Source organism: Nereida sp. NH-UV-3 (genome assembly GCF_042939535.1).
Taxonomy (GTDB): domain Bacteria; phylum Pseudomonadota; class Alphaproteobacteria; order Rhodobacterales; family Rhodobacteraceae; genus Nereida; species Nereida ignava.
Map to the genome: position 1 here is coordinate 398,490 of NZ_CP132157.1, position 22,599 is coordinate 421,088.

Sequence of the window (22,599 nt, forward strand, 5' to 3'; positions counted from 1 at the left end):
TGTTTCACCTTTGTTCTCATTTGAGTTAACCAAAGTAAAGAACTTTTTGAGAACAAAAGTGAACAAAATGTTCCAGATGAACCTAACCTACTGATATTAAACGAATTGCTTTATCTTGTTCCATAAGCCACAAAAGAACACGGGCCGCTTTTCCACGCTCAGAGGTTAACGCAGGATCATCCGACAACAGTTTACGCGCATCTTTTTGAGCGATTTCCATAAGATTACTGTGCCGGTCCGGATCCGCGACCCGAAACCGTGGCAAGCCCGACTGTGCAGAGCCAATCATGTCCCCCGCCCCGCGCATTGCAAGGTCTTCCTCAGCAATGACGAACCCATCTTCTGTTTCGCGCAATATCTCGAGACGGCGGCGCCCAGTTTCACCAAGAGGTGCCTGATACAAAAGCAGACACGTAGACGCACCCGCGCCACGACCGACACGCCCGCGCAACTGGTGCAACTGGGCAAGCCCGAAATTCTCAGCGCGCTCAATCACCATGATGGTCGCGTTCGGCACATTGACGCCTACTTCGATAACGGTTGTCGCCACCAAAACCTGGGTCTTTCCTGCAATAAAATCCGCCATTGCCGCGTCTTTTTCAGCAGGCGGCATTTGACCATGAACCAGACCAACGGCCCCCTCACCCAGCTCTGCACGCAGGCGTGTGAACCGTTCTTCGGCGGCGGTCATATCGCTTAGCTCGCTCTCTTCCACCAACGGGCAGACCCAATAGGCTTGCTGGCCTTTGGCGACCGCAGCGCGCAGATGGCTGACCACTTCCTTCATCCGTGATGTCTGCACTAAGGCGGTTTTAATCGGTTGGCGACCGGGGGGTTTTTCATCAAGCACGGAAATATCCAGATCACCGTAGTGGGCCAGCGACAAGGTGCGCGGAATTGGCGTGGCTGTCATCACCAGCATATCAACCGCCTGCCCCTTGGCGCCAAGCTCCATTCGTTGGCGCACACCGAACCTATGCTGCTCATCCACAACCGCCAGACGCAGATCGCAAAACTCAACGTCTTTTTGAAACACAGCATGGGTGCCGACCAAGATCTTGATCTCACCGCTGGCCAGTGCTGCCAGCTTGCGCGCACGCTCTTTGCCTTTGTCACGGCCGGTGAGCAATTCCAAATTCACACCGGCACTCTGGGCCAGAGGTTGCAACCCCTCAAGATGTTGCCGCGCTAGGATTTCTGTCGGCGCCATCATCACACCCTGCCCACCAGCTTCGACAGCCATCAGCAAAGCCTGCATCGCCACAAGGGTTTTGCCAGCACCGACATCCCCTTGCAGAAGGCGGTTCATACGGTGCGGCGCGGCCAAATCTTGCGCAATCTCAGCGATTGCACGGCTTTGGGCCCCAGTCGGCGCATAGAGCAGACTGTTCAACACGTGGCTTTGCAGGTGCCCCGTTCCCACACTGCTTCGGCCTTTGGCCGCGCGCGCGGTCGAGCGGGCTAACGCGAGGGTCAGTTGATGGGCAAACACTTCGTCATAAGCCAAGCGCAAGCGCGCAGGATCAGACATGCCATCAACTAACGGCGCTGCAGGCCTATGAGCGGCCAAAAGAGCGGCATCCCAATCAGGCCAGTTTTCACGCTGCTTCAGGTTTGGATCAATCCACTCAGCCACTTTTGGGGCGCGCGCCAACGCTGACCCACTGGCTTTCAACATGACTTTTTGGGTGATCCCCGCCGTTAGAGGGTAGACCGGTTCAAACGGCGGGATAGCGTGCACATCCGCCTCTGCGAGCATGTGATCTGGATGCACAATCTGCGCAAGCCCATCAAAATACTCAATTTTTCCTGAAATAATCCGGCGTGCACCAACGGGTAGCTGTGCCTCAATATAGCGAATATGGGCATGAAAGAAGACCAACGCGAATGTTATATGACCGTCATTCACAAAAACGCGTGTCGCGCCGCCTTTGCGTGCAGCGGGTCTGTGTTGTTCAACCTCAACCGCAACGGTAACCACATCCCCCGTGAGCGCACCGTCAATACTTGGCCGCAGGCGCCGGTCAACAATTGCATGCGGCAGCGTAAAAAGCAGATCTTTCGGCGTGCTGACGTGTAGGTTCTCAAATAGTTTAGACGTCTTCGGCCCGATCCCTTGCAAAGTTTCGAGCCCTGCAAACAAAGGAAAAAGGATTTCTGGACGGCCTGCCAATCCCCTAGCCTCGACCGATCAATGAAAGCCAAGCGTCTTCATCAATAACCTCAACGCCCAGTTTTTCCGCCTTAGCAGCCTTTGAACCTGCTGCCGCACCTGCAACAAGTAAATCCGTTTTTGCTGATACAGAACCCGAAACTTTGGCACCAAGGTCTTCGGCCTGCGCTTTGGCCTCTGCGCGGCTCATCCGCGTCAGGGTGCCCGTGAAAACGACGATTTTGCCAGCAACAGGGCTATCTGAAGCGGCAATCTGGGCCATGTCTTCAATGCTAAGTTCCGCCACAAGACGATCAATTGCGGCGCGCTCAACAGCGTTAGCAAAAGTAGAAACGACCGACTGGGCCATCACCTCGCCAACGCCATCGATGCTCAAAAGGTCCGCCCAAGCCGTGCTTTGTGGGTCAGACGCCTCACGTATCGCGTTCTCGAACGCATCCCAACTGAGATATGTTTGGGCAAGGAGCTTGGCACCAGCCTCGCCCACATGGCGAATGCCAAGGCCAAAAATCACACGGTTAAGTGGCACAGTGCGGCATAGATCGATGGCGTCAAACAACCCGTTGGCAGATTTTTCACCCCACCCTTCACGGTTTTTCAATTGCTGCAAGCCGCTGCCAAACCGCGCGCGCAACGTGAAAATTTCCGCCGGCTCCCGGACCCAACCGTCTTTGTAGAATTGCTCAACTTGTTTTGATCCAAGCCCATCAATGTCAAAAGCCGCGCGGCTGACAAAGTGTTTTAGTTTTTCAACAGCTTGGGCCGGGCATACAATGCCGCCGGTACAACGGCGAACTGCATCGCCTTCTTCGCGCACTGCAGGCGAGCCACATTCAGAGCAGGATGTTGGAAACTCAAACGGCGCTGCAGTGTCAGCACGCTTGCTCACATCAACATCACGGATTTTAGGAATTACATCACCCGCACGGTAAACCTCAACGAAATCACCAACGCGAATATCACGGCCCCCGCGGATTTCAACGCCTTTGCTGTCTTTGCCGGCGATATAATCTTCGTTGTGCAGGGTCGCGTTGGATACGACAACACCGCCAACCGTTACAGGCGTCAGCCGCGCAACGGGAGACAACGCGCCTGTCCGCCCCACTTGGACATCGATCGCCTCCAGCGTGGTAAACGCCAGCTCTGCAGGGAACTTATGAGCAATTGCCCACCGCGGCGTGGTTGAGCGAAACCCCAACCGTGCCTGCAAAGCCAAATCATCAACTTTGTAAACGACACCATCAATGTCATAGCCCAGTTGTGCGCGCGCCTCGGCAATTGCGTTGTAGTTCGCAATCATTACCTCAACAGTTTCATGCCGCTTTGTCAGCGGGTTGGTCTGAAATCCCAGTTCAGACAGTGCCTCAATTGCTGCAAATTGAGTGTCTGCGAGGGGGGCAGACACCTCGCCCCATGCATATGCAAAAAACCTTAACGGGCGATTTTTAGTGATATTTGGGTCCAACTGGCGCAGCGATCCTGCCGCTGCATTGCGCGGGTTTGCAAATACTTTTCCGCCGCGGGCAGACTGTCTTTCGTTCAGGGCCGCGAAGTCTTCGTGGCTCATGTAGACTTCGCCACGCACCTCCAAGATTGCTGGCGCACCGGTCAGATGTTGCGGAATGTCTGCGATAGTACGGGCGTTGGGCGTTACATTTTCACCAGTCGTCCCGTCACCGCGTGTCGCTGCATGAACAAGTGTGCCATCTTCGTAGCGCAGAGAAAGCGAAAGCCCGTCGATCTTTGGCTCGGACGTGAAGGCAAGCGGGGCTTCGCCTTCCAGCCCGAGATATTTGCGAACGCTTTGATCAAATCCTGCAACATCATCGTCATTGAACGCATTTGACAAAGACAGCATTGCAACCGCATGGGTGATTTTGCCAAACCCATCTGCGGGCGCTGCGCCGACTTGCTGCGTGGGGCTGCTGTTTTTCAGCAACTCTGGAAAGGCTGTCTCAATTTCGGCGAGGCGCGCCTTAAGGCGATCAAACTCAGCATCTGTCAGCTGCGGCGCATCTTCTTGATAATACTGCTGATTTGCCTGTGCCAACACCTGAGAAAGCGTTTCGGCTTCTTGCGCGGCCTTCTTAGGGTCCAAGTTTTCAACGGGCGTTTCAAAATCGGAAAGTGGCTGGGACATGGGGCGCGCTCATCACTGTGGATTGGACGCTATAGGTAGAATGGCAGGGTGGCGGCGTCTAGTCTTGGTGCCGATTTTCATCCACCCTGCACAAACGAAAAGAGAGGCCGCGATTGCGAACCTCTCTTACCGAAAAACTAAACTCTTTACGCAGTGACCGGATACGGTCAGCCGTTTACGGCGATTTTCTCCAAATCACCCAGACCTGTTTGCGGATCGCGCAAAACATAGCCGCGCCCCCAAACAGTTTCGATATAATTGTCACCGTCTGTTGCCTGAGCCAATTTCTTGCGCAGCTTACAGATGAAAACATCAATAATCTTGAGTTCAGGTTCATCCATTCCGCCATAAAGGTGGTTCAGGAACATTTCTTTGGTCAGTGTTGTACCTTTGCGCAGGCTCAACAACTCAAGAATCTGGTATTCTTTACCTGTCAAATGGATCGCACGACCACCAGCAGACACAGTTTTTGCATCCAAGTTCACCTCAATCTGGCCCGTACCAATAACTGCCTGTGAGTGGCCTTTGGAACGACGAATGATCGCGTGAATACGCGCAACAAGCTCTTCGCGCAGAAATGGTTTGACCATGTAGTCATCGGCGCCAAAGCCAAAGCCCTTGATTTTGTCGTCCACCTCAGCGGAACCAGACAGGATCAGGATCGGCGTCTCAATTTTGCTAACGCGCAATTGGCGCAGAACTTCGTGGCCGTTCATGTCAGGCAGACCAAGATCGAGAACGATCAAGTCGTAGTCATATAGCTTTGCCAGATCGATCCCTTCTTCGCCCAAATCCATCGTGTAGACGTTCAGATTGGCATGAGTAAGCATCATTTCGATACTTTTGGCGGTCGTAGGATCGTCCTCGACTAGCAGAACTCGCATAATTTTATCTCCGGTGGATCGTTTGCGTAAAGTGTTTCGACCTCACTGTGCAGGCAATTAGTTAACACAAGGTTAGCGTGAGCCATAACACCTCATACCACCCTAGGTTGCATAAAGCTAACGGTAACTTTGCAGATGTGTTGCACGCAAAGCCTTAAGCCCGTAACTGCTGACCGCGTCGCACCAACTTTCGAATTCTTCTTCGGACAAACTATAGCGCGACAACGCATCACTTTGGCTTAACAGGCCATAGACAACCCCGCGCACCACAGCTGCCTTACGCGATGCAACCCAACGCCGCGTTGATGCGGGTGGCAGATCAGCATGAGTCATGATCGAACCATCCGGCAGGGTCACTGATCGGGGGCCATCAACCTTTTTCAAAAACATTCTTCGTCCTCGTCTTGTATCAAAGTCCTGTTCGGTTTGAGCCAAGTGTCTTAAGGAGCGGTGAAACGTCACCTTGTTAGTACGCGCAATTTTATTATATCTGTGCACAAACCTGTTACTTGCGATTAACCTCATCACCCGGAGAACCGCTTATGGCACTCGATCACACCGCTGGTCTTAACTCACTTGGCTTTGCAAAACCGCCATCTGAGACACGTGTCGTTGTGGCCATGTCCGGCGGCGTCGACAGCTCTGTTGTGGCTGCACAACTGGCTGAAGAAGGCTATGATGTGGTGGGTGTTACGCTACAACTTTATGACCACGGGGCCGCTCTTGCCAAAAAGGGTGCGTGCTGTGCGGGTCGCGATATCCACGATGCACGTCGCGTCGCCGAAGAGATGAACTTCCCCCACTATGTCCTTGATTATGAAAATATTTTCAAAGACGCTGTGATGGATGAGTTCGCGGAAAGCTACCTTGGTGGTGCAACGCCCGTACCCTGTATTCGGTGTAACGAGCGGGTGAAATTCAAAGACCTGCTGGAAACTGCCAAAGACCTTGAGGCGGATTGCATGGCAACCGGCCACTACATTCAGCGCAAGATGGGTGCGAACGGTCCCGAGCTGCATTCAGCCGAAGACAGCAACCGTGATCAGTCATACTTTTTGTTCTCAACCACGCCAGAACAATTGTCCTATCTGCGCTTCCCCCTTGGTCATTTGCCAAGCAAGGAAGCGACACGCGCCCTTGCCCAAAAATACGGCCTACCGGTGGCGGATAAACCTGACAGCCAAGACATTTGTTTTGTGCCTGATGGCGACTACGCCAAGGTGATTGAAAAACTGCGCCCCGGTGCTGCGGAGCCGGGCAATATTGTTCATGCGGATGGACGCATTCTGGGCACCCATGAAGGGGTCATCCACTACACCATTGGTCAGCGACGCGGCCTTGGAATTGGGGGGCTATCAGAGCCGCTTTATGTGGTGAAACTGGATGTGGATACAAAAGAAGTCGTAGTCGGTCCAAAGGACATGCTGGCAACGCGCAACATTCCAATCAAAGAGATCAACTGGCTCGGCGATACTGCGTTTGAGGCAGTCGCGGAACGCGAAATTTTGGTAAAAGTGCGATCAACCCGCCCGCCGCGGCCCGCAATTTTGCGCGCAAAGCCGGGGGGATTCGCGGAAGTTGAACTGCTGAGCGCGGAAGAAGGTGTCTCACCCGGGCAGGCCTGTGTATTTTATGAAGAAGGCAGCACGCGTATTTTGGGCGGCGGTTGGATTTGGCGCGGAGCCTGAGACCTTAACCGTTATTGAAAAGCCTAGCCTACCGACTTGTTGATACCACTCAAAATGGCCCGGGCGGCGCGCAGCCCTGCCCGCTCCTGCCCGCGTCCCAGCCGATCCATCGTGATGTCTAAGGCAGCCGATTGTGTCGCTGGTTTTGCAAAAAGTGTAGATAAGCCCTGCGCCACAGCCTCGGCTGTGCAGTTTTTCATCAAAAATTCGGGCACAACCCGCGTTTCAGACACCAGATTAACCAGCGTAACTGTATCCACCCGCATCAACCGGCGCATGATGGCCGCTGTAAGCCAGTTCATTTTATAGGCAATGACCATCGGCGTTTGTGCGGCGGCAAGTTCCAACGAAACAGTCCCTGATGCTGCAAGCGCAATATTGGCCGCGCCAAAGGCGGAAAGCTTCTCGGGCTGATCTGCGCTGTCGATCAGGATCGGTTTGACTGACCAATTCGCCGTTAGCTCAGTTACAAGGCCCCTTACGGAAGGCGCTACTGGCAACACAAACCGCGCATTGCTGTGTGTTTGCTGAAAATGCGCAAGCGCTTCCCCAAACACATCTGACAGGCGCCGCACTTCCCCACCACGAGACCCCGGAAGAACCAGAACCAAAGGGGCGTCCTCAGCAATTTGATGGCGCATACGAAATGCCGCACAGTCTTGCCTGCTCGCCTGGGCAGTATTGGCCACGGGATGGCCGACAAAATCGCATTGCATACCCGCTGCCTGCATAAAGGGCGGCTCAAACGGTAACAGGGCCAAGACCTGATCTACGTGGCGGGCCATTTTCTGTGCGCGTTTCGGACGCCATGCCCACACACTGGGTGCTACGTAATGAACGACGTGAATATCGCGCTGCGCTTTGACCAGCTTTGCGACCCTGAGACAAAAATCAGGGCTATCAATTGTCAGGATTACATCAGGTGCCGCGGCAATGGCGGCTTGGGCAGTTTGTGAAATACGCCGTTTCAGGTGGCGGTATTTCGGCAGTATCTCGGCCAAGCCCATCACGGACAGCTCTGACATATCGAACAGGCTTTCCAGACCTTGGCCCTGCATATTTGAACCGCCAATGCCCTGAAATGTGATGTTTGGACAAAGCTCTTTCAGCCCCGCCATAACATCACCACCAAGTGCGTCGCCCGATGGCTCACCTGCGATGATGAACACTTTCAAAGGATCAGACATCTCCACGCTGCCGCCTATGTCAGCACGTGTAAAAACAGCCCACCGTCGGATGCGGCGGCGATGGTTTTATCAAGCTCCAGAACCTGAGTATTGAGGCCGATCGCGATGCCGTTCAGACCAAGAGCAATGGCACCGCGAATGGTTTCCGGCCCAATGGTAGGCAGGTCAATTCGTAGATCCTGCCCCGCCTTCGGTGTCTTATAAAGCACACCGCCTTCTGGCAACCGAGGGTTCCGGCGAGGGGCATCTTGGATTGGTCCGGCCAAAACATCCGTGGCAAAACCCAATGGATCAGAAAATACATCTGCCACGTCTTGCGCAGGTGCTGCTTGTAGCAAAGACTGCATCATCCAATCGGTGCCCAAAAGCGCCTCAACCGCCAAAACCTGACCATGGGCTACGATCAACGCTTGCCCAACGTCTGCACCGGCCAGAGCACCATGCACATCACGAGCACGTGCAATATCCTTCATATCACCCTCGGAAGGCTTTACAGCCGTCAAATCCCCATGGGGCGGTAGCAGGCCGTCGACAAGTTGCGGTGCAGCGATGACTTCAAAACCGGCGTCCTCAAAAAGCGAAATCGCCACGCGCAAAGTGCTATCGTCGCCACCTGCCATTGCTGCCGCAATTTTTGGCACCAATGGCAAAGTGGCCGCATCTATTTTCGATGGGTCAATCTGTGGGCGAGTGGTAGCACCTGCGAAACACACCTGGCTTACCCCAAGGTCCGTAAGTGCAGCAAAAAAACTGCCTAATTGTTCCACTCGAAACGGCTGCACATCTGGCAAACTGGGATCAACATCGCCCATTGCCGCAATAACATGCGCACGGCCCGCAGTTTTGAGCGCGCAATGCACCGCAACAGGCAATTGGCCCTGCCCTGCAATCAGAGCAATCATTTTGGGGTCAAGAAGTGGCGATCCGTGGTGCCCGTAACAAAACGCACCAAATCCGCCACATAATCACTGTCGCTGTCTTGAGCCAGGCGCGCGGCGCGTTCGGCAAAACTGCCCTCGCCTTGCTTCAGCGTTTGAAAAGCCACCCTCAATGCGGTGATATCCGCACGTGCGACGCCTTTGCGCTTCAACCCAACAAGGTTGAGACCATCCAACTCGCCCCGTGGGCCTTGGACCAATCCATGTGGGATCACATCATTTGTCACCATTGAAAGCGCCCCGATGATAGCGCCCGTACCGATGCGCACAAACTGGTGGATGCCGCAGAGCCCACCAATGATAACATCGTCCTCTATCACGCAATGCCCCGCGATTGCTGTCTGGTTCACAATCACCACACGGTCGCCAATGATCGCATCATGAGCAACATGACAGCCCGCCATAAACAACCCGTCATCCCCAACGCGCGTCACGCCGCCGCCGCCGGACGTGCCGGTGTTCATCGTCACGTGTTCGCGAATGCGGTTCCGCGCACCTACGATCAGCTTTGTCTGTTCGCCCGCAAATTTAAGGTCTTGCGGGATTTCACCAATGCTTGAGAACGGAAAAATAATCGTCTCAGGGCCGATCTCGGTATCCCCCGCCACAACCACGTGTGATTTGAGAATGACGCCATCCGCGAGTTTAACGTGCGGCCCAACATGGCAAAACGGGCCAATCTCAACACCGTCGCCAATGACAGCACCGTCTTCGATGACCGCTGAGGGGTGAATATTTCCACTCATGCTTTGGGCAAATCCATCATTGCTGTGAAATCGCATTCAGCGGCCATCTCACCGTCCACTGTTGCAACGCCGCGGAATTTCCAGACTTTTCCGCCAGGTTTGCCGCGGGTGGTTTCCACGGCCAAACGCACCACATCACCGGGAACAACCATGCGCCGGAACTTCGCGTTGTCGATCCCCATAAAGTAAACCAGCAAATCCTTATCGACCATGTCCATCGCAACACCAACCATCACAGCAGACGTCTGAGCGAGCGCCTCAATGATGGTCACGCCAGGCATGATAGGTTTAGATGGAAAATGCCCCTGAAAATGTGGCTCATTCATGGTGACATTTTTGATGCCAACAGCCGATTGATACCCGTCAATATCAATAACTTTGTCAACAAGTAGAAACGGATAGCGATGCGGTATGATCCGTTGGATCAAGCCAATATCTGCTGATTTTAGATCGGTCTCGGCTGCGTCGCTCATGAAAGTCACCTGCGTTATATCTTGTTCCCCTGCCTAGCAAAGCGCAGCGGTGGCGGCAAGTTTCATGGGCTGCGGTCGCAGAGCACACTGACAACGTCTGCCCTAGTCGGATTTTGATCCGTCTCCGAGGGCAGCATCAGCCAAACGAATGGCCTCATCCGTGATGTCAATCGCATCCGCCGACAAAAAGACGCTGCCACGCTCGAGTACCGCTACTGCGCGACGCTCGGCCAAAATGTTGGCCAGGATCGGAAGGGCCTCATTGATGAACTCGGCCCGTGCCCGTTCATATCGTTGTGACAGCACGCGCCCTGTTTCATCTTGGGACTGTCGCGCGCGCTGGACACGGATATCAAACACATCGACCATAGCCGAAAACTCATCTGCTGGTGTGACATCACGCAACTCAAGCAACCGCTGTTCTTCGGCTTCAAGCTCTGCCTCCAACTCGCGTTTGGTTTGTACAAGGCGTAGCCGCTCTGCCTCAAGATCGGTTGCGACGCGCTTGCCGTATTCGCTGTTGGTGAAGAAGCGGTCACTATCGATCACAAGGACCGCGCTCATCACCACACCTGTGTCAAAGCCGGGTCCACGCGTTGTTTGTGCCTGCGCCGCACCCACGGCCATGCAAAGCACAGCGCAGAAGGCAAAAACATCCCTAAGCATCAAAAGCTTGTCGAAACGGAAAGATCAAAGGTTTCCGTTTTGTCGAAGTTCTTTTCAAACTCGAGCGGTTTTGAGAAGTTAAACCGAAGCGGGCCAATCGCGGTATTCCAGAAAATTGAAACACCGATAGCAGAACGAAGTGAGAAGCTGTCATCAATCGCACCGCTCAGATCATCATCCAAACCCCAAACCGAGCCCGCATCCAGATAAACCCCGCCTGAAATGCCATACTCTTCCGGCAATCCGATTGGGAAATCAGCCTCAAGTCGCATCACTGCGTAGTAGTTACCGCCAAGCGCATCATTGGCAGGCGCGTTACGATCGCGGGGACCAAAGCCACCGGGCTCGAACCCGCGCAGACGGCCACTTGATCCAAAACGATCTGTCACAGCGCTTGTGGTGTCGTTCAGCGAGTTCAGCGCACCACCTTCAAATACTGCACGAAGCGTGACTTCGTCGCTCAGGACTTTGGTGGTCGCCCCTGCAAAGAATGTGCTGCGCAAATACTCTTTGTCACCGCCAACGCCTGCGAAGTCTTGCGAGAAGCGGAAGATCACACCTGCGTCAGGATTAAGACCCGTGGTGCGCGAGTCGAAGCTGTAGGTATAACCAACTGAGCTGACTGTCTCACGTCCCTTGGCTTGATCTTGTTGCAAAAGGTCCGACGATTCCAAGCGCGCGTCAGAGCCGTCGCTTACATCAAGCACCTCCTCGAACCCCAGTGAATACCGCAGGCTCAACCGGCCGTTTTCGCTCACAGGGAAGTTGATGGATGGGGACAGACGTGCGCTTTCGGTGTTGTAGGCGGCGAAATCACTGTCCGTGGTGCCATAGCTGCCTGACAGACCAAAGCCCAACTCACGGTCCAGAAACGCAGGCTCGTTGAAACTAAAGCTGAGGGATTCACTGCCATCGGTGGTGTTGAAACCAAGCGAAACTGACTGCCCACGGCCCAAGAAGTTACGCTCACGCAGCTCAGCTGTCAGGCCAAAACCGTTTGCAGTGCCAAAACTCGCCCCGAACGACAGACTGCCGGTGGGTTGTTCTTCCACATCAACGTCAATCACAACTTGGTTGGGGCTGGAGCCCTCGCGCGCCTGCACGCCAGCATTGCCGAAATAACCCAAAGCGCGGATACGCTCGGCTGAATTGCGGATTTCACGGGGATTGAATGGATCGCCTTCAACGACTTTGAATTGACGGCGAATAACCCGATCAAGCGTTGTCGAATTGCCTTCAATATCAATGCGCTCAACGAAAATGCGATCACCGCGTGTCAATTCAAACGTCACATCAAGGGTCAGGTCGCGATCGTTGCGCGTCACCCGCGGATCGGCGCGCACAAAGTTCAAGCCCAACTCAAGCGCGCGGCGCTCAAGGCGGGCAATGTTGATGTCGATCAGGTTCGGGGAATAGACTGGTGAGCGCCCGACTTTCAGCGCATCTTCGAATTCTGCGGTATCCACATCATCCAAAAGGCTTACAACGTTGACCTCTCCAAGGCGGAACTGCTGGCCTTCTTCGACATCAAATGTGATCAGGAACGCGTCGCGTTCACGGGTCAGCTCGGATGAGACCCCTTGGATATTGAAATCCACATAACCGCGAGAGGCGTAAAAGTCGCTTAGGACTTGGCGGTCAAAATTCACGCGGTCTTCAATAAACGTGTCGCGGCTGACGACTTGGCGGAAGATACCCGCTTGTTTGGTCTGCAGGACACGGCGCAAACGGCGGTCCGAATAAGCGCGGTTGCCCGTAAACGACAAGCGCTCAACTTCTACAACGCGGCCTTCAGTTACTTCGAACACAAGATCGACGCGGTTGTCAGAACGGCGGATGATGCTTGGCTTAACAGTTGCGGCCAAACGCCCCTGCTCCGCGTAGGCTTGCGCGATTAGTTCGGCATCCTGTTCGGCCACACTCGGACTGTAAACGCGGCGCGGTTGCGAGGCGATTAAGCTTTGGACAACCTCATCTTTCAGGCGGCGGTTACCTTCAACATTGATCTGGTTAATTGTGGGGAATTCAGCAACTTCAATCACAAGCGTGCTGCCGCGTGGCGTCAGAACTACGTCCTCAAACAGGCCCGAACTTAGCACACGTTGAAATGCATCGTTTAGCTGGCCTGCACTGATCGTCTCGCCGCGGCTAATGCCAGCAAACGACAGGATGGTAGCCGCCTCAACGCGGGCGTTCCCTTCAATTTCGACGTTATCAAATGTAAAAGACTGCGCGTAAACAGCGCCAGACATAAAGCCGGCAGTCACTGCCGCTAGGCCCGCTCGTTTCATCGTACCTGTTCCGGCACGACATACACCCAAAAGCAAACCCATTAGCTATCCCCAGCAAACCTAAAATCTGATGCCAGAAATATCCTTTCTACAGCATGATGTCAAAACGATCTGACAGCCCGCGAAAGGTTATAAAGTGGACCGTGATTGTTACTGTAAAACGCTGCCAATCACACTGCCTGCCCAGAGTGCCGCAGCGATTGTTGCGAGATAAAGCGCACGGTCCCAATTCAGGTCCAAAACAAGGCGCATGCTGCGATATGATTGATGAATTGTTTGCATAGATGCCTCCTGAAATAATGACCGCACACACGCGCGATCGTGATGTATCTAGGAGCTAAATGAGGCCGAAATTAGGCGAGGTGCGCAAAGAACCACCTTCACCTATGTCAAATATCAGCCCGTGCAACGCCGCAACGTGCGCATCAAACGGCAGGCATCAGGTGCAAAATATATCATGCCCCAAGGCAAATACCATCAGACCCAACAATAACGTCAGCCCTGCAGCCATGAATATCTCAAGCGCGCGCGCTGACGGCTGACGGCCCGTGATGGCCTCATACGCATGAAATACCAAATGCCCACCATCCAGAACCGGGATCGGAAACAGGTTCAACAGTCCGACGGCCGTAGACAAAAATGCGATAAACCAAATGAAGCTCTGCCCCCCTTGGCTGGCCATCGCACCGGATGTTTGGGCAATACCTACGGGGCCGTTCAGGTTACACGTGCTGATCGCACCAGTGATAACTTGTTTAAGCCCGTTCAAACTGCCGGTGATGACACCCCATGTTAGCCGCACGCCATCAGTCACAGCTTCTGCCATGCCTACGGGTTCTGTTTTTGGCTCAAAGAACCAACCCATCCCGATGCCAATCATCCAACGGCGCTCGAACGTTCCGTCTTCTAGTGGCGTGTCGCGCGGCCGCGGGACCAGCGTAAATTGCATGGCCTGGCCATCACGCCAGACGTCCAATAGCAATGGCGCGCCTTCGGACGCCACGACAGCTGCCATCACTTGATCCGATGCAAACACAGGAGACCCGTTTATCGCCGTTATAACGTCATCAATCTTCATGTTCACAGACAGTGCCGCTGATTTTGGCGCAAGACTGGTCACAATTGGAACCGATGGATAAGGCCCTGAAACCTCAAGTTGGATGCCGTCCCGCTCAACCACATAGTCGAGGATCGGCTCTTTGGGGAGCGAGCGAAATGTAGCCGCAAACTTTTCAGTTGTCGTCACATCAGAGCCGTTAATTTCAATCAACGCATCGCCGTCCTGAAGCCCCTGCTGCATCTGCGGCGGCAACGACGGCAGTTCAGCGATGGTCAACGGATCCGCAGCTTTGCCGTCCCATAAGATTACACCACCAAAAATCAGGATTGACAGTGCAAAGTTGAAAAACGGCCCTGCTGCCACGGTGGCAGAACGTGCCCACAAAGGCGCGCCCGCCATTGTGTTGCGCGCAGGGGCCGCTTCACCCTCAGCGCTTCCAACAGAAGCAGCGTTTGCGTCACCTAGAAATTTGACGTACCCGCCGAACGGTAGTGCGGCGATCTGCCATTTAGTGCCGCGCCGATCGACCCGTGAATAGAGCACCGGCCCAAAACCAAGGCTAAAGACTTCTGCATGGATGCCCGACCAACGGCCCACAATGTAATGGCCGTACTCGTGGATCGCGACAATCACAGAAAGCGCAACAACAAAGGCCAAAAGCGTGTAGGCGATGCCGCCAAACTCACTGATAAGACTTGCTAAATCCATGATGTTATTCGCCCGATCTGCACGCTTTTTGCTGGTGCGTTAGATAAATTACGCGGCTACCGATTTGCTTTTGATGTCCGCGATCTGCCTTGCCATGTGGTCTGCGGCCTGCACCGTATCAAGGGTGATATCGGTGTTTCTGAGGCGATTGTCTGCGTCCATTTGGCTCAGCACCTGCTCAACGACCTGCGCCATATCCAAAAAGCCGATGCTACCCGCGATAAAATGATCAAGCGCGCGCTCTTTCGCACCGTTGAACACAGCACCTGACAACCCACCAAGCTCCATCACCTCGCGGGCGAGCCTTAGGGCGGGATACCGCGCTTCATCTGGGGCACGGAACGTGAATGATCCAATCTTGGCCAGATCGAGGCGCTCAACAGGCAGCTTGCGCCGCTCAGGCCAGTGAAGCGCAAACCCAATCGCATGGCGCATATCAGGCGGGCCAACGTGGGCCATCAGAGCCCCATCATTAAAACCAACGAGCGCATGGATCATACTTTCAGGGTGAACAAGTGTCTCAATTTGCGACGGAAGAATGCCAAAAAACTCTTTAGCTTCAATAAGTTCTAAAGACTTATTAAACATAGACGCGCTATCAATCGTGATCCGCTGCCCCATGTCCCAATTTGGATGACTAGACGCATCTGCAACGGTCGCCGCCCTGATCTTATCAATCGGCCAATCGCGAAAAGCGCCGCCGCTGGCGGTAATTATGACGCGCTCAACAGCAGACATATCTTCACCGATCAGCGCCTGAAAAACAGCTGAGTGTTCGCTATCAACAGGCAGAATGGTCGCATTATTTTCGCGGGCCAAGCGCATAAGTAGCGGACCCGCAGCGACAAGGGATTCTTTATTTGCCAACGCCAGCGTGGCGCCTTGTTTTACAGCCTCAAGGCTTGGAACAAGACCAGCGACACCCACAATTGCCGACATAATCCAATCGGCTGGGCGCGCTGCCGCTTCCTTGATCGCACTTGAGCCTGCCTGGGCCTCAACTCCGCTTCCGGCAAGCGCATTACGCAATTCATCAAGGCGCGCGTCATAGCATGTAACGGCTACCTCTGCCCCAAACTCAATCGCATCTTGAGCCAATTGTTTGATGTTTGCGCCACCCGACAGCGCAACAACCTGACATTCATGAGGGGCGCGGCGGATCAAATCAATTGTGTTTTGACCAATACTTCCGGTGGCACCAAAGATGCTCACACGTTTCAAAATGCCACTCCCGGCACATCAAGCACCATCGCGACCAACAGCATTACAAGGGAGGCACCCAACAGCGCATCGAACCGGTCAAACAGGCCCCCATGGCCCGGAATCAGCGTGGAGCTGTCTTTGACACCCATCCGCCGTTTAAGCGCACTTTCGGCGATATCACCCATCTGACCTGCAAAACTGAGCGCGACAGAAATGATGGGAAGAGCCGCACCTGCATCTGTATTGACCGCAAAAACATAGCCCACCAGCGCCGACAGCCCCCAGCCCGCAACAGTTCCTGACCACGTCTTTTTCGGACTCACGCTTGGCCAAAATTTAGGCCCACCAAACGTACGGCCAGCAAAATATCCGCCGATGTCTGTGACGATCACGATACTGACCAACCAAAGGATCCACACGGTCCCATAAGTTTCGCGGAAATGCACAAGGCCCCATCCTGCAAGCAAAATTCCCAATGCAAAACAAAAACCAGCGAGCCGTTCGCTTTTGAGCGACAACATCAAAAAGACTGGCGGGATCAACAAAAGTGGCAAAAACACATGGTAGTCACTGGCAAGCAAACCCGACAAAACGGATGCGGTTAAAGCCGCCGCCAACATGCCAGGCGTTGGCCGGTCAGGTTGGATCATCATAGCAACTTCCCAAACCATTACGGCCGTCACAAACACAGTAAGCATCTGATACCAGACGCCACCTGCAACAATTCCCGCCACACCAACAACGGCCATTCCAATGCCAGAAAGTGTACGGGTCTTTAAATCATCCCATTTGGCGGCATCAGTTTTGGTCGGCATCATTGAAGTCTAGGTCTCGGTTAGGGGTTTTGGTCAGGGGTGTTGATGCCTGAGTTGGTTCCGAAACGCCACCAAATCGGCGTGACCTGCCACCATACGAGGCCACCACATCCGCAAGAATATCTTTGGTAAAATCCGGCCACAAGGTATCGATAAATTCGTATTCCGCGTAGGCGGACTGCCACAAAAGGAAATTGGAAATGCGCGCTTCACCGCTGGTGCGGATCACAAGATCAGGATCTGGCAAGAAGTGTGTATCAAGGTAGCGAGGCAGCGTTTCTTCATCCACATCACCAGGCAGCAAAGCACCCGCCTGCACATCTGCAGCCAGCCGCTTCGTCGCGCGCGCAACCTCATCGCGACCACCATAGTTCAACGCAATCGTCAGGTGCACTTTGCTGTTGGCGCTTGTTAACAGCTCAAGCTGATCCATCATTGTCACAAGTTTTGTGTCAAGACGTGCCCGGTCACCAATAAAGCGAACACGGACTCCTTCCGCCAACAAATCATTCGCTTCGCGCAAAATATAGCGTCGGAAAAGCTTCATCAGCCCCGAAACTTCGATCTGCGTACGCTTCCAATTCTCTGTGGAGAAAGCAAAAATAGTAAGGTATTTTACACCAACGCCCGGACATGCCCGCACGATTTCTTTGACTCGTTTTGCGCCTGCATGATGACCCAAAAGCCGCGGACGGCCACGCATGGTCGCCCATCTACCGTTACCGTCCATAATTACGGCAACGTGCTTGGGCCCTTTTTGTGCATCTTCAAACATTACTAAAAATTCCTACTAAAAATACATTCAATACGCAGTGCAAGCCTTTGATAATGCTAAACTTGCATGATCTCTGCTTGTTTTACTTCAAGCGCTTCATCGACCGCCTTGATGAATTTATCAGTCATTTCCTGCACTTCGGATTCCCAAAGCTTTTGATCATCTTCGGACATGCCGTCGTTTTTGGCCTTTTTGATCTGGTCCATACCGTCACGTCGAATGTTACGCACACTGACACGGGCGTTCTCGGCGTAAGAGCCCGCAACTTTGGTAAGCTCGCGGCGGCGCTCTTCGTTCAGTTCGGGGATCGGCAGCATGATTATCGTGCCGTTCAGTTGTGGGTTGATGCCAAGGCCACTTTCACGGATCGCTTTTTCAACTTTCCCCACAAGGCCTTTGTCCCAAACGTTAATCGTAACCATGCGCGGCTCGGGAACATTGACCGTCCCTACTTGATTAACCGGTGTCATGGACCCGTAGGCGTCCACCATCACCGGCTCAAGCATTGAGCCGGAGGCTCGGCCCGTTCGCAAAGATGCAAATTCAACCCGCAAATTTGCGATTGCACCGTCCATGCGGCGCTCAAGGTCATCAGTATCAAGAAGAAAATCGTCGGACATATGTTTGCTCGTTTATTAACGGTTTGTTTTCTAAGCTATACCTTGGAAGGGCATTGCAATCCAGTGTTGTGATTAAGGCGCCGGCCGCGCGTCACAATCCAGCGCGCAATTAATCCCAGTGAGGCGTTATTGATGGACCCGCGTATAAGTTCCCTCACCCGCCAGAATGCCGCGGAAACCGCCGGGTTCATCAAGGCTGAAGACAATAATGGGAAGGCTGTTGTCGCGCGCCAAAGCAATCGCACTGGCGTCCATCACATTCAGGCGCTTGGCGAGAACATCATCATAGGTAACATTATCATAGCGCACTGCATCATCATGTTTGGCGGGATCTTTGTCATAGACGCCATCAACTTTGGTGCCCTTAAAGATCGCCTCACACGACATCTCGTTTGCGCGCAAAGTCGCAGCCGTATCAGTTGTGAAATAGGGGTTGCCCGTGCCAGCAGCAAAGATGCAAACGCGCTTTTTCTCTAGGTGGCGAACGGCGCGACGGCGGATATAAGGCTCCGCCACTTCGTTCATTGTAATGGCCGAAATGACACGCGTATGGATGCCGTGCCCCTCAAGAGCAGATTGCATCGCCAGTGCATTCATTACGGTCGCGAGCATCCCCATATAGTCAGCCGTTGTTCGCTCCATCCCTTGGGCAGAGCCTTGAAGACCGCGGAAGATGTTGCCCCCGCCAATCACCATGCAAATCTCGACGCCCATTTCGTGAACGGTCTGCACCTCGCGGGCGATACGCTCCACCGTCGGCGGATGCAGCCCAAATCCCTGGTCGCCCATCAGCGCCTCGCCTGAGATTTTGAGCATAACCCGCTTAAACGTGGTTCCATCGGCCATGTGCTGTCTCCCGCGATCGCTTGCACTTTGTCTTTGCGCCAAAATGGAGTAAACCGCCCGCCGGTTCAATGACCAAAAGGCGCGCATTTTCATGTTTGACACGATCAAGACACTTTCAACGGAACTGCCTGTTTTGATCGCAGGGGCAACCGCGTCTGGAAAGTCCGCTTTAGCAATGGAAATTGCGGCGCAAAAAGGCGGGATCATTGTTAACGCAGATGCGCTACAAGTGTTCGAAAACTGGCGCGTGTTGACCGCCCGCCCCAGTGTTGAGGATGAGGCGCAAACACCGCACGCATTATACGGTCATGTAGCGGGGAATGACGCATACTCGGTGGGTCAATGGCTACGTGATGTGAAGGCGTTGATGGGGAATGAACGTCTGATTATTGTCGGCGGTACCGGTCTAAACTTTCGCGCGCTGACAGAAGGTTTGGCCGAAATCCCCCCCACACCACCCGCAATTCGCGCGCTTGCGAATGAACGTCTTGAGGCTGATGGGATTAACGCGCTTTTGGCGGAACTCGACGATGAAACCAGAAGCCGCATTGATCCTGCGAACCCGATGCGCGTGACGCGGGCGTGGGAAGTTGCCCAAACCACCGGCCGCCCGCTAAGCGACTGGCAAGACAGCACCCCACCGCCGATTGTCCCGCTGGCCAACTGTCATCCAATGTTGATCGATGCCCCGAAGGACTGGGTCAACGAACGGATTGAACGGCGCTTTGACATCATGCTTGCGCAAGGCGCATTGGACGAGGCACAGCGAAATCTCGCCACTTGGAACCCCGCGGATCAGTCCGCCAGAGCCATCGGTGCACCGGAGTTGATCGGCCATTTGCAAGGCGGATTAAGCTTGGCGGAAGCGCGCACGTTGGCAGTTACCGCTTCGCGGCAATACGCGAAACGTCAGCGGACTTGGTTTCGGACGCGTATGGGGAAATGGATGCCGCTCGACCCTACTGGTTGAGGCAACGCAGTTATAAATCGAACGTCTAATGATCTTTCTAGGATCGAAAGCCTTGCTTGGAATATAGTTTTCGAACATCCTAGCGGCGTCGTTAGTTTTTTAGTTTTCGGTTATTGATGTCACGAACACCCTTCACAAAGACAGTCCCTGCCCCCGCCGTGACACCTACATTTCACGTAGGGCCACGGGCGTTTGCCCAAATTACGAAAGGCGGGCAATGGCGGTTGTCACTTCCCCACTCAGTTCCTTGGCCACAATTCATTTGGATCACAAGAGGCACAGGATCATTCATGATCGGTGGACGTAAACGCGTGATTTCAGGCGCGGCGATGGCATTTGTGCCTGCAAACACCCTCATGGCTCTCGATCTTGGCGCTGGCACATTCGGCTCAGTCATGGCCCTGCCAAGTACCACTGAAGCAAATTTGCCAACTCAAAGTGCATATGTCCGCGTATCGGACGTGAAATTACAATCAGTGCTAAACGGCTTGTGGGATAATCTTGTGAATGAAGTTGAGCGGCCGACAAAGCACAACTTGGATCAAACGTTACACGCCGCCAACGAAGCTGCATTAGCAGCCCATGCAGCGTTACTTGGTGTTTGGTTGGTGCGCAACAGAATGCCAAACGATCAAATAAGACCGACCGCCGCCACAACACTGTTGGCAGGTTTCACTACGCTGCTGGCCGACAAATTTTGTACATCGGACACGGTCAGTAATTATGCCAAGGCCCTCGGCGTGACCGCAACACACCTATCTCGTGTTTGCAATTCAGAATTTGGCGTCCCCGCATCACGTCTTTTGCAGCTAACGAAACTATACGAAGCGCAGCGTTTACTTGCTGACACAGGTGTTAGTATACAAGAGGCCGCAGCACGCGTGGGCTTTGAAAGCGCTGCTTACTTCACACGTGTTTTTCAACAGCAAACGGGCCAAAACCCAACAGGTTTTCGCGCTCAGGCACGCGCTACACCCAAACCCCCACGCTCTGCCGCGACAGGCCCAGCGTTAACCGTGAAATTTGGCCGCGCTTTGCTACAGCCCGCACGCCAACGTGGTTAACTTCCGTAGATTTTACGAACGTAGTTTTGTGTTTCCCGAAAGGGAGGCACGCCGCCATGTTTGCGCACGGCACCTGGCCCTGCGTTGTAAGCCGCCAGCGCCAGACGCCACGACCGAAACGTGCGGTACTGCTCTGCAAGGTAGCGCGCGCCACCCTCGAGGTTCTGTTTTGGGTCCTTCGGATCAACCCGCAAATCGCGCGCCGTTGCAGGCATGAGTTGAGCCAGACCAATTGCACCTTTGCTCGACCGCGCAGTGCTGTTCCAAGCGGATTCCTGCTGAATAAGCCGCAAAAATAGCCCCTCTGGGATCCGATGTTTGCGTGCAGCTGCCTTGGCAAGCTTCAAATACGGGCCGTCATAAGTTCCATAATAACGCAAATCACGCGCTGTCCGGGTCGGGATACTGGCTGACTTGGGCTGTAGCCTGACCGAGTTAGCGTATTGTTTCGATGACCGCCCATCCAGAACATCTGTCTGCGACGCAAAAAGTGAAGCACGTGATTTGGAAGAAAAATCTGTATCAGACGCCTGACTTGCCAACGCAGATGCGGCAACAAACAAAGTACTTAACAAAGATGCCTTCAAAAAACTCATGATAATGCCGTGGCTGTCCGCGTCAGGTTAATTAACATTAAATATAGTTAATTTAGATATGATGACCACCCACGGCGCAAAGGGTAACCACAGGAACACCCAATTGGGTGTTTCTGAAGCCCGCGATAAAGCCTAAAGTGGCGCGAAATGCAGGAATCAATAAGGACATCGACATGGCAGGATCAGTGAACAAGGTCATTCTGATTGGCAACTTGGGGCGCGACCCCGAAGTGCGCACATTTCAGAACGGCGGCAAGGTCTGCAACTTGCGGATTGCGACTTCTGAAACATGGAAAGATCGCAACACAGGTGAGCGCAAAGAACGCACCGAATGGCACTCTGTGGCGATTTTCAGCGAGCCGCTGGCCAAAGTAGCAGAGCAATATCTGCGCAAGGGTTCCAAAGTGTACCTTGAGGGCCAGCTTGAAACACGCAAGTGGCAAGATCAAAGCGGCCAAGACAAGTATTCCACAGAAGTAGTTCTTCGTCCCTACACCAGCACGCTGACAATGCTTGACGGACGCGGTGACAACAACGGTGGTGGCAGCATGGGCGGCGGCGGTGGCGGCGGTTACATGGCCGACGATCGGAGCGGCGGCGGATACGATAGCGGTCCATCATACGGTGGTGGAATGGGTGGCGGCGCGCCTAGCCCTTCAAATGACTTAGATGATGAAATTCCATTTTAATCAAATGGTTATAGGTTAAAATTAATGTAAGGCGCTCCGTAAATCGGGCGCCTTCTTTGTTGGGCCA

Annotated in this window: 22 protein-coding genes; 4 read left to right on the forward strand and 18 right to left on the reverse strand. The window is 53.9% G+C overall.

Annotated elements, in window-relative coordinates; translation table 11 throughout:
• Positions 1 to 82 precede the first annotated feature (82 nt).
• The 4 genes from recG to NeNHUV3_RS01930 form a co-directional block, all read right to left on the reverse strand.
• Positions 83 to 2,173: an ATP-dependent DNA helicase RecG gene (recG, locus tag NeNHUV3_RS01915; RefSeq protein WP_391482134.1), complete on the reverse strand. Its 2,091-nt coding sequence runs from the start codon at positions 2,171 to 2,173 to the stop codon at positions 83 to 85.
• A gap of 4 nt (positions 2,174 to 2,177) precedes the next feature.
• Positions 2,178 to 4,313: an NAD-dependent DNA ligase LigA gene (gene ligA, locus NeNHUV3_RS01920; protein ID WP_391482135.1), complete on the reverse strand. Its 2,136-nt coding sequence runs from the start codon at positions 4,311 to 4,313 to the stop codon at positions 2,178 to 2,180.
• Positions 4,314 to 4,480: 167 nt separating this feature from the next.
• The gene (gene ctrA / locus NeNHUV3_RS01925; RefSeq protein ID WP_391482136.1) at positions 4,481 to 5,197 is read right to left on the reverse strand and encodes a response regulator transcription factor CtrA; all 717 of its coding nucleotides are present in this window, start codon (positions 5,195 to 5,197) and stop codon (positions 4,481 to 4,483) included.
• A gap of 117 nt (positions 5,198 to 5,314) precedes the next feature.
• Positions 5,315 to 5,587, reverse strand: a complete 273-nt coding sequence (locus NeNHUV3_RS01930) for a DUF1153 domain-containing protein (protein ID WP_391482137.1) — start codon at positions 5,585 to 5,587, stop codon at positions 5,315 to 5,317.
• A 152-nt stretch (positions 5,588 to 5,739) separates the two neighbouring features.
• On the opposite strand from NeNHUV3_RS01930, the gene mnmA reads away from it, so the two are divergent.
• Positions 5,740 to 6,885 carry a tRNA 2-thiouridine(34) synthase MnmA gene (gene mnmA, locus NeNHUV3_RS01935; RefSeq protein ID WP_391482138.1) on the forward strand — a complete coding sequence of 382 codons (1,146 nt, stop codon included), beginning with the start codon at positions 5,740 to 5,742 and terminating at the stop codon, positions 6,883 to 6,885.
• A gap of 23 nt (positions 6,886 to 6,908) precedes the next feature.
• Here mnmA and lpxB read toward each other — a convergent pair whose 3' ends face one another.
• From lpxB to pyrH, 13 genes are all read right to left on the reverse strand, one after another.
• Complete coding sequence (gene lpxB / locus NeNHUV3_RS01940; protein WP_391482139.1) at positions 6,909 to 8,072, reverse strand: lipid-A-disaccharide synthase; 1,164 nt, start codon at positions 8,070 to 8,072, stop codon at positions 6,909 to 6,911.
• A 14-nt stretch (positions 8,073 to 8,086) separates the two neighbouring features.
• A complete protein-coding gene (locus NeNHUV3_RS01945; protein WP_391482140.1) occupies positions 8,087 to 8,974 on the reverse strand; it encodes an LpxI family protein in 888 nt (295 codons plus the stop codon).
• Positions 8,971 to 9,756 carry an acyl-ACP--UDP-N-acetylglucosamine O-acyltransferase gene (lpxA, locus tag NeNHUV3_RS01950; protein WP_391482141.1) on the reverse strand — a complete coding sequence of 262 codons (786 nt, stop codon included), beginning with the start codon at positions 9,754 to 9,756 and terminating at the stop codon, positions 8,971 to 8,973. The genes NeNHUV3_RS01945 and lpxA overlap by 4 nt, the downstream gene beginning before the upstream one ends.
• Positions 9,753 to 10,229 carry a 3-hydroxyacyl-ACP dehydratase FabZ gene (gene fabZ / locus NeNHUV3_RS01955; RefSeq protein WP_391482142.1) on the reverse strand — a complete coding sequence of 159 codons (477 nt, stop codon included), beginning with the start codon at positions 10,227 to 10,229 and terminating at the stop codon, positions 9,753 to 9,755. Before fabZ ends, lpxA begins: the two co-directional genes overlap by 4 nt.
• Positions 10,230 to 10,331: 102 nt before the next feature.
• The gene (locus NeNHUV3_RS01960; RefSeq protein WP_391482143.1) at positions 10,332 to 10,793 is read right to left on the reverse strand and encodes an OmpH family outer membrane protein; all 462 of its coding nucleotides are present in this window, start codon (positions 10,791 to 10,793) and stop codon (positions 10,332 to 10,334) included.
• A gap of 101 nt (positions 10,794 to 10,894) precedes the next feature.
• Positions 10,895 to 13,228 (reverse strand): outer membrane protein assembly factor BamA, encoded by a 2,334-nt coding sequence (gene bamA, locus NeNHUV3_RS01965; protein WP_391482144.1) that lies wholly within the window; start codon positions 13,226 to 13,228, stop codon positions 10,895 to 10,897.
• Between the two features lie 108 nt (positions 13,229 to 13,336).
• Positions 13,337 to 13,468: a hypothetical protein gene (locus NeNHUV3_RS01970; protein WP_267884453.1), complete on the reverse strand. Its 132-nt coding sequence runs from the start codon at positions 13,466 to 13,468 to the stop codon at positions 13,337 to 13,339.
• Between the two features lie 157 nt (positions 13,469 to 13,625).
• Positions 13,626 to 14,954 (reverse strand): RIP metalloprotease RseP, encoded by a 1,329-nt coding sequence (rseP, locus tag NeNHUV3_RS01975; RefSeq protein ID WP_391482145.1) that lies wholly within the window; start codon positions 14,952 to 14,954, stop codon positions 13,626 to 13,628.
• Between the two features lie 48 nt (positions 14,955 to 15,002).
• Entirely contained in the window at positions 15,003 to 16,175 is a 1,173-nt protein-coding gene (gene dxr / locus NeNHUV3_RS01980; protein WP_391482146.1) for a 1-deoxy-D-xylulose-5-phosphate reductoisomerase, read from the reverse strand.
• Positions 16,172 to 16,972 (reverse strand): phosphatidate cytidylyltransferase, encoded by an 801-nt coding sequence (locus NeNHUV3_RS01985; RefSeq protein WP_391483159.1) that lies wholly within the window; start codon positions 16,970 to 16,972, stop codon positions 16,172 to 16,174. The genes dxr and NeNHUV3_RS01985 overlap by 4 nt, the downstream gene beginning before the upstream one ends.
• Positions 16,956 to 17,747, reverse strand: coding sequence for a polyprenyl diphosphate synthase (uppS, locus tag NeNHUV3_RS01990; RefSeq protein WP_391482147.1), 792 nt, complete (start codon positions 17,745 to 17,747; stop codon positions 16,956 to 16,958). The genes NeNHUV3_RS01985 and uppS overlap by 17 nt, the downstream gene beginning before the upstream one ends.
• A 56-nt stretch (positions 17,748 to 17,803) precedes the next feature.
• On the reverse strand, positions 17,804 to 18,367 hold the full coding sequence (frr, locus tag NeNHUV3_RS01995) for a ribosome recycling factor (protein WP_391482148.1): 564 nt from the start codon (positions 18,365 to 18,367) through the stop codon (positions 17,804 to 17,806).
• A gap of 126 nt (positions 18,368 to 18,493) precedes the next feature.
• On the reverse strand, positions 18,494 to 19,213 hold the full coding sequence (pyrH, locus tag NeNHUV3_RS02000) for a UMP kinase (protein ID WP_048597724.1): 720 nt from the start codon (positions 19,211 to 19,213) through the stop codon (positions 18,494 to 18,496).
• A 91-nt stretch (positions 19,214 to 19,304) separates the two neighbouring features.
• Between pyrH and miaA the strand changes: the two genes are divergently transcribed.
• Together miaA and NeNHUV3_RS02010 are read left to right on the forward strand one after the other, a co-directional pair.
• Positions 19,305 to 20,183 carry a tRNA (adenosine(37)-N6)-dimethylallyltransferase MiaA gene (gene miaA / locus NeNHUV3_RS02005; RefSeq protein WP_391482149.1) on the forward strand — a complete coding sequence of 293 codons (879 nt, stop codon included), beginning with the start codon at positions 19,305 to 19,307 and terminating at the stop codon, positions 20,181 to 20,183.
• A gap of 116 nt (positions 20,184 to 20,299) precedes the next feature.
• On the forward strand, positions 20,300 to 21,247 hold the full coding sequence (locus NeNHUV3_RS02010) for a helix-turn-helix domain-containing protein (protein ID WP_391482151.1): 948 nt from the start codon (positions 20,300 to 20,302) through the stop codon (positions 21,245 to 21,247).
• On the opposite strand, the gene NeNHUV3_RS02015 is transcribed toward NeNHUV3_RS02010, so the two are convergent.
• Positions 21,244 to 21,843 carry a lytic transglycosylase domain-containing protein gene (locus tag NeNHUV3_RS02015; protein WP_391482153.1) on the reverse strand — a complete coding sequence of 200 codons (600 nt, stop codon included), beginning with the start codon at positions 21,841 to 21,843 and terminating at the stop codon, positions 21,244 to 21,246. The two genes, NeNHUV3_RS02010 and NeNHUV3_RS02015, sit on opposite strands and share 4 nt — an antisense overlap.
• 173 nt (positions 21,844 to 22,016) lie before the next feature.
• Here NeNHUV3_RS02015 and ssb point away from each other — a divergent pair, with 173 nt between their 5' ends.
• Positions 22,017 to 22,532 (forward strand): single-stranded DNA-binding protein, encoded by a 516-nt coding sequence (ssb, locus tag NeNHUV3_RS02020; protein WP_048597611.1) that lies wholly within the window; start codon positions 22,017 to 22,019, stop codon positions 22,530 to 22,532.
• Positions 22,533 to 22,599: the final 67 nt, after the last annotated feature.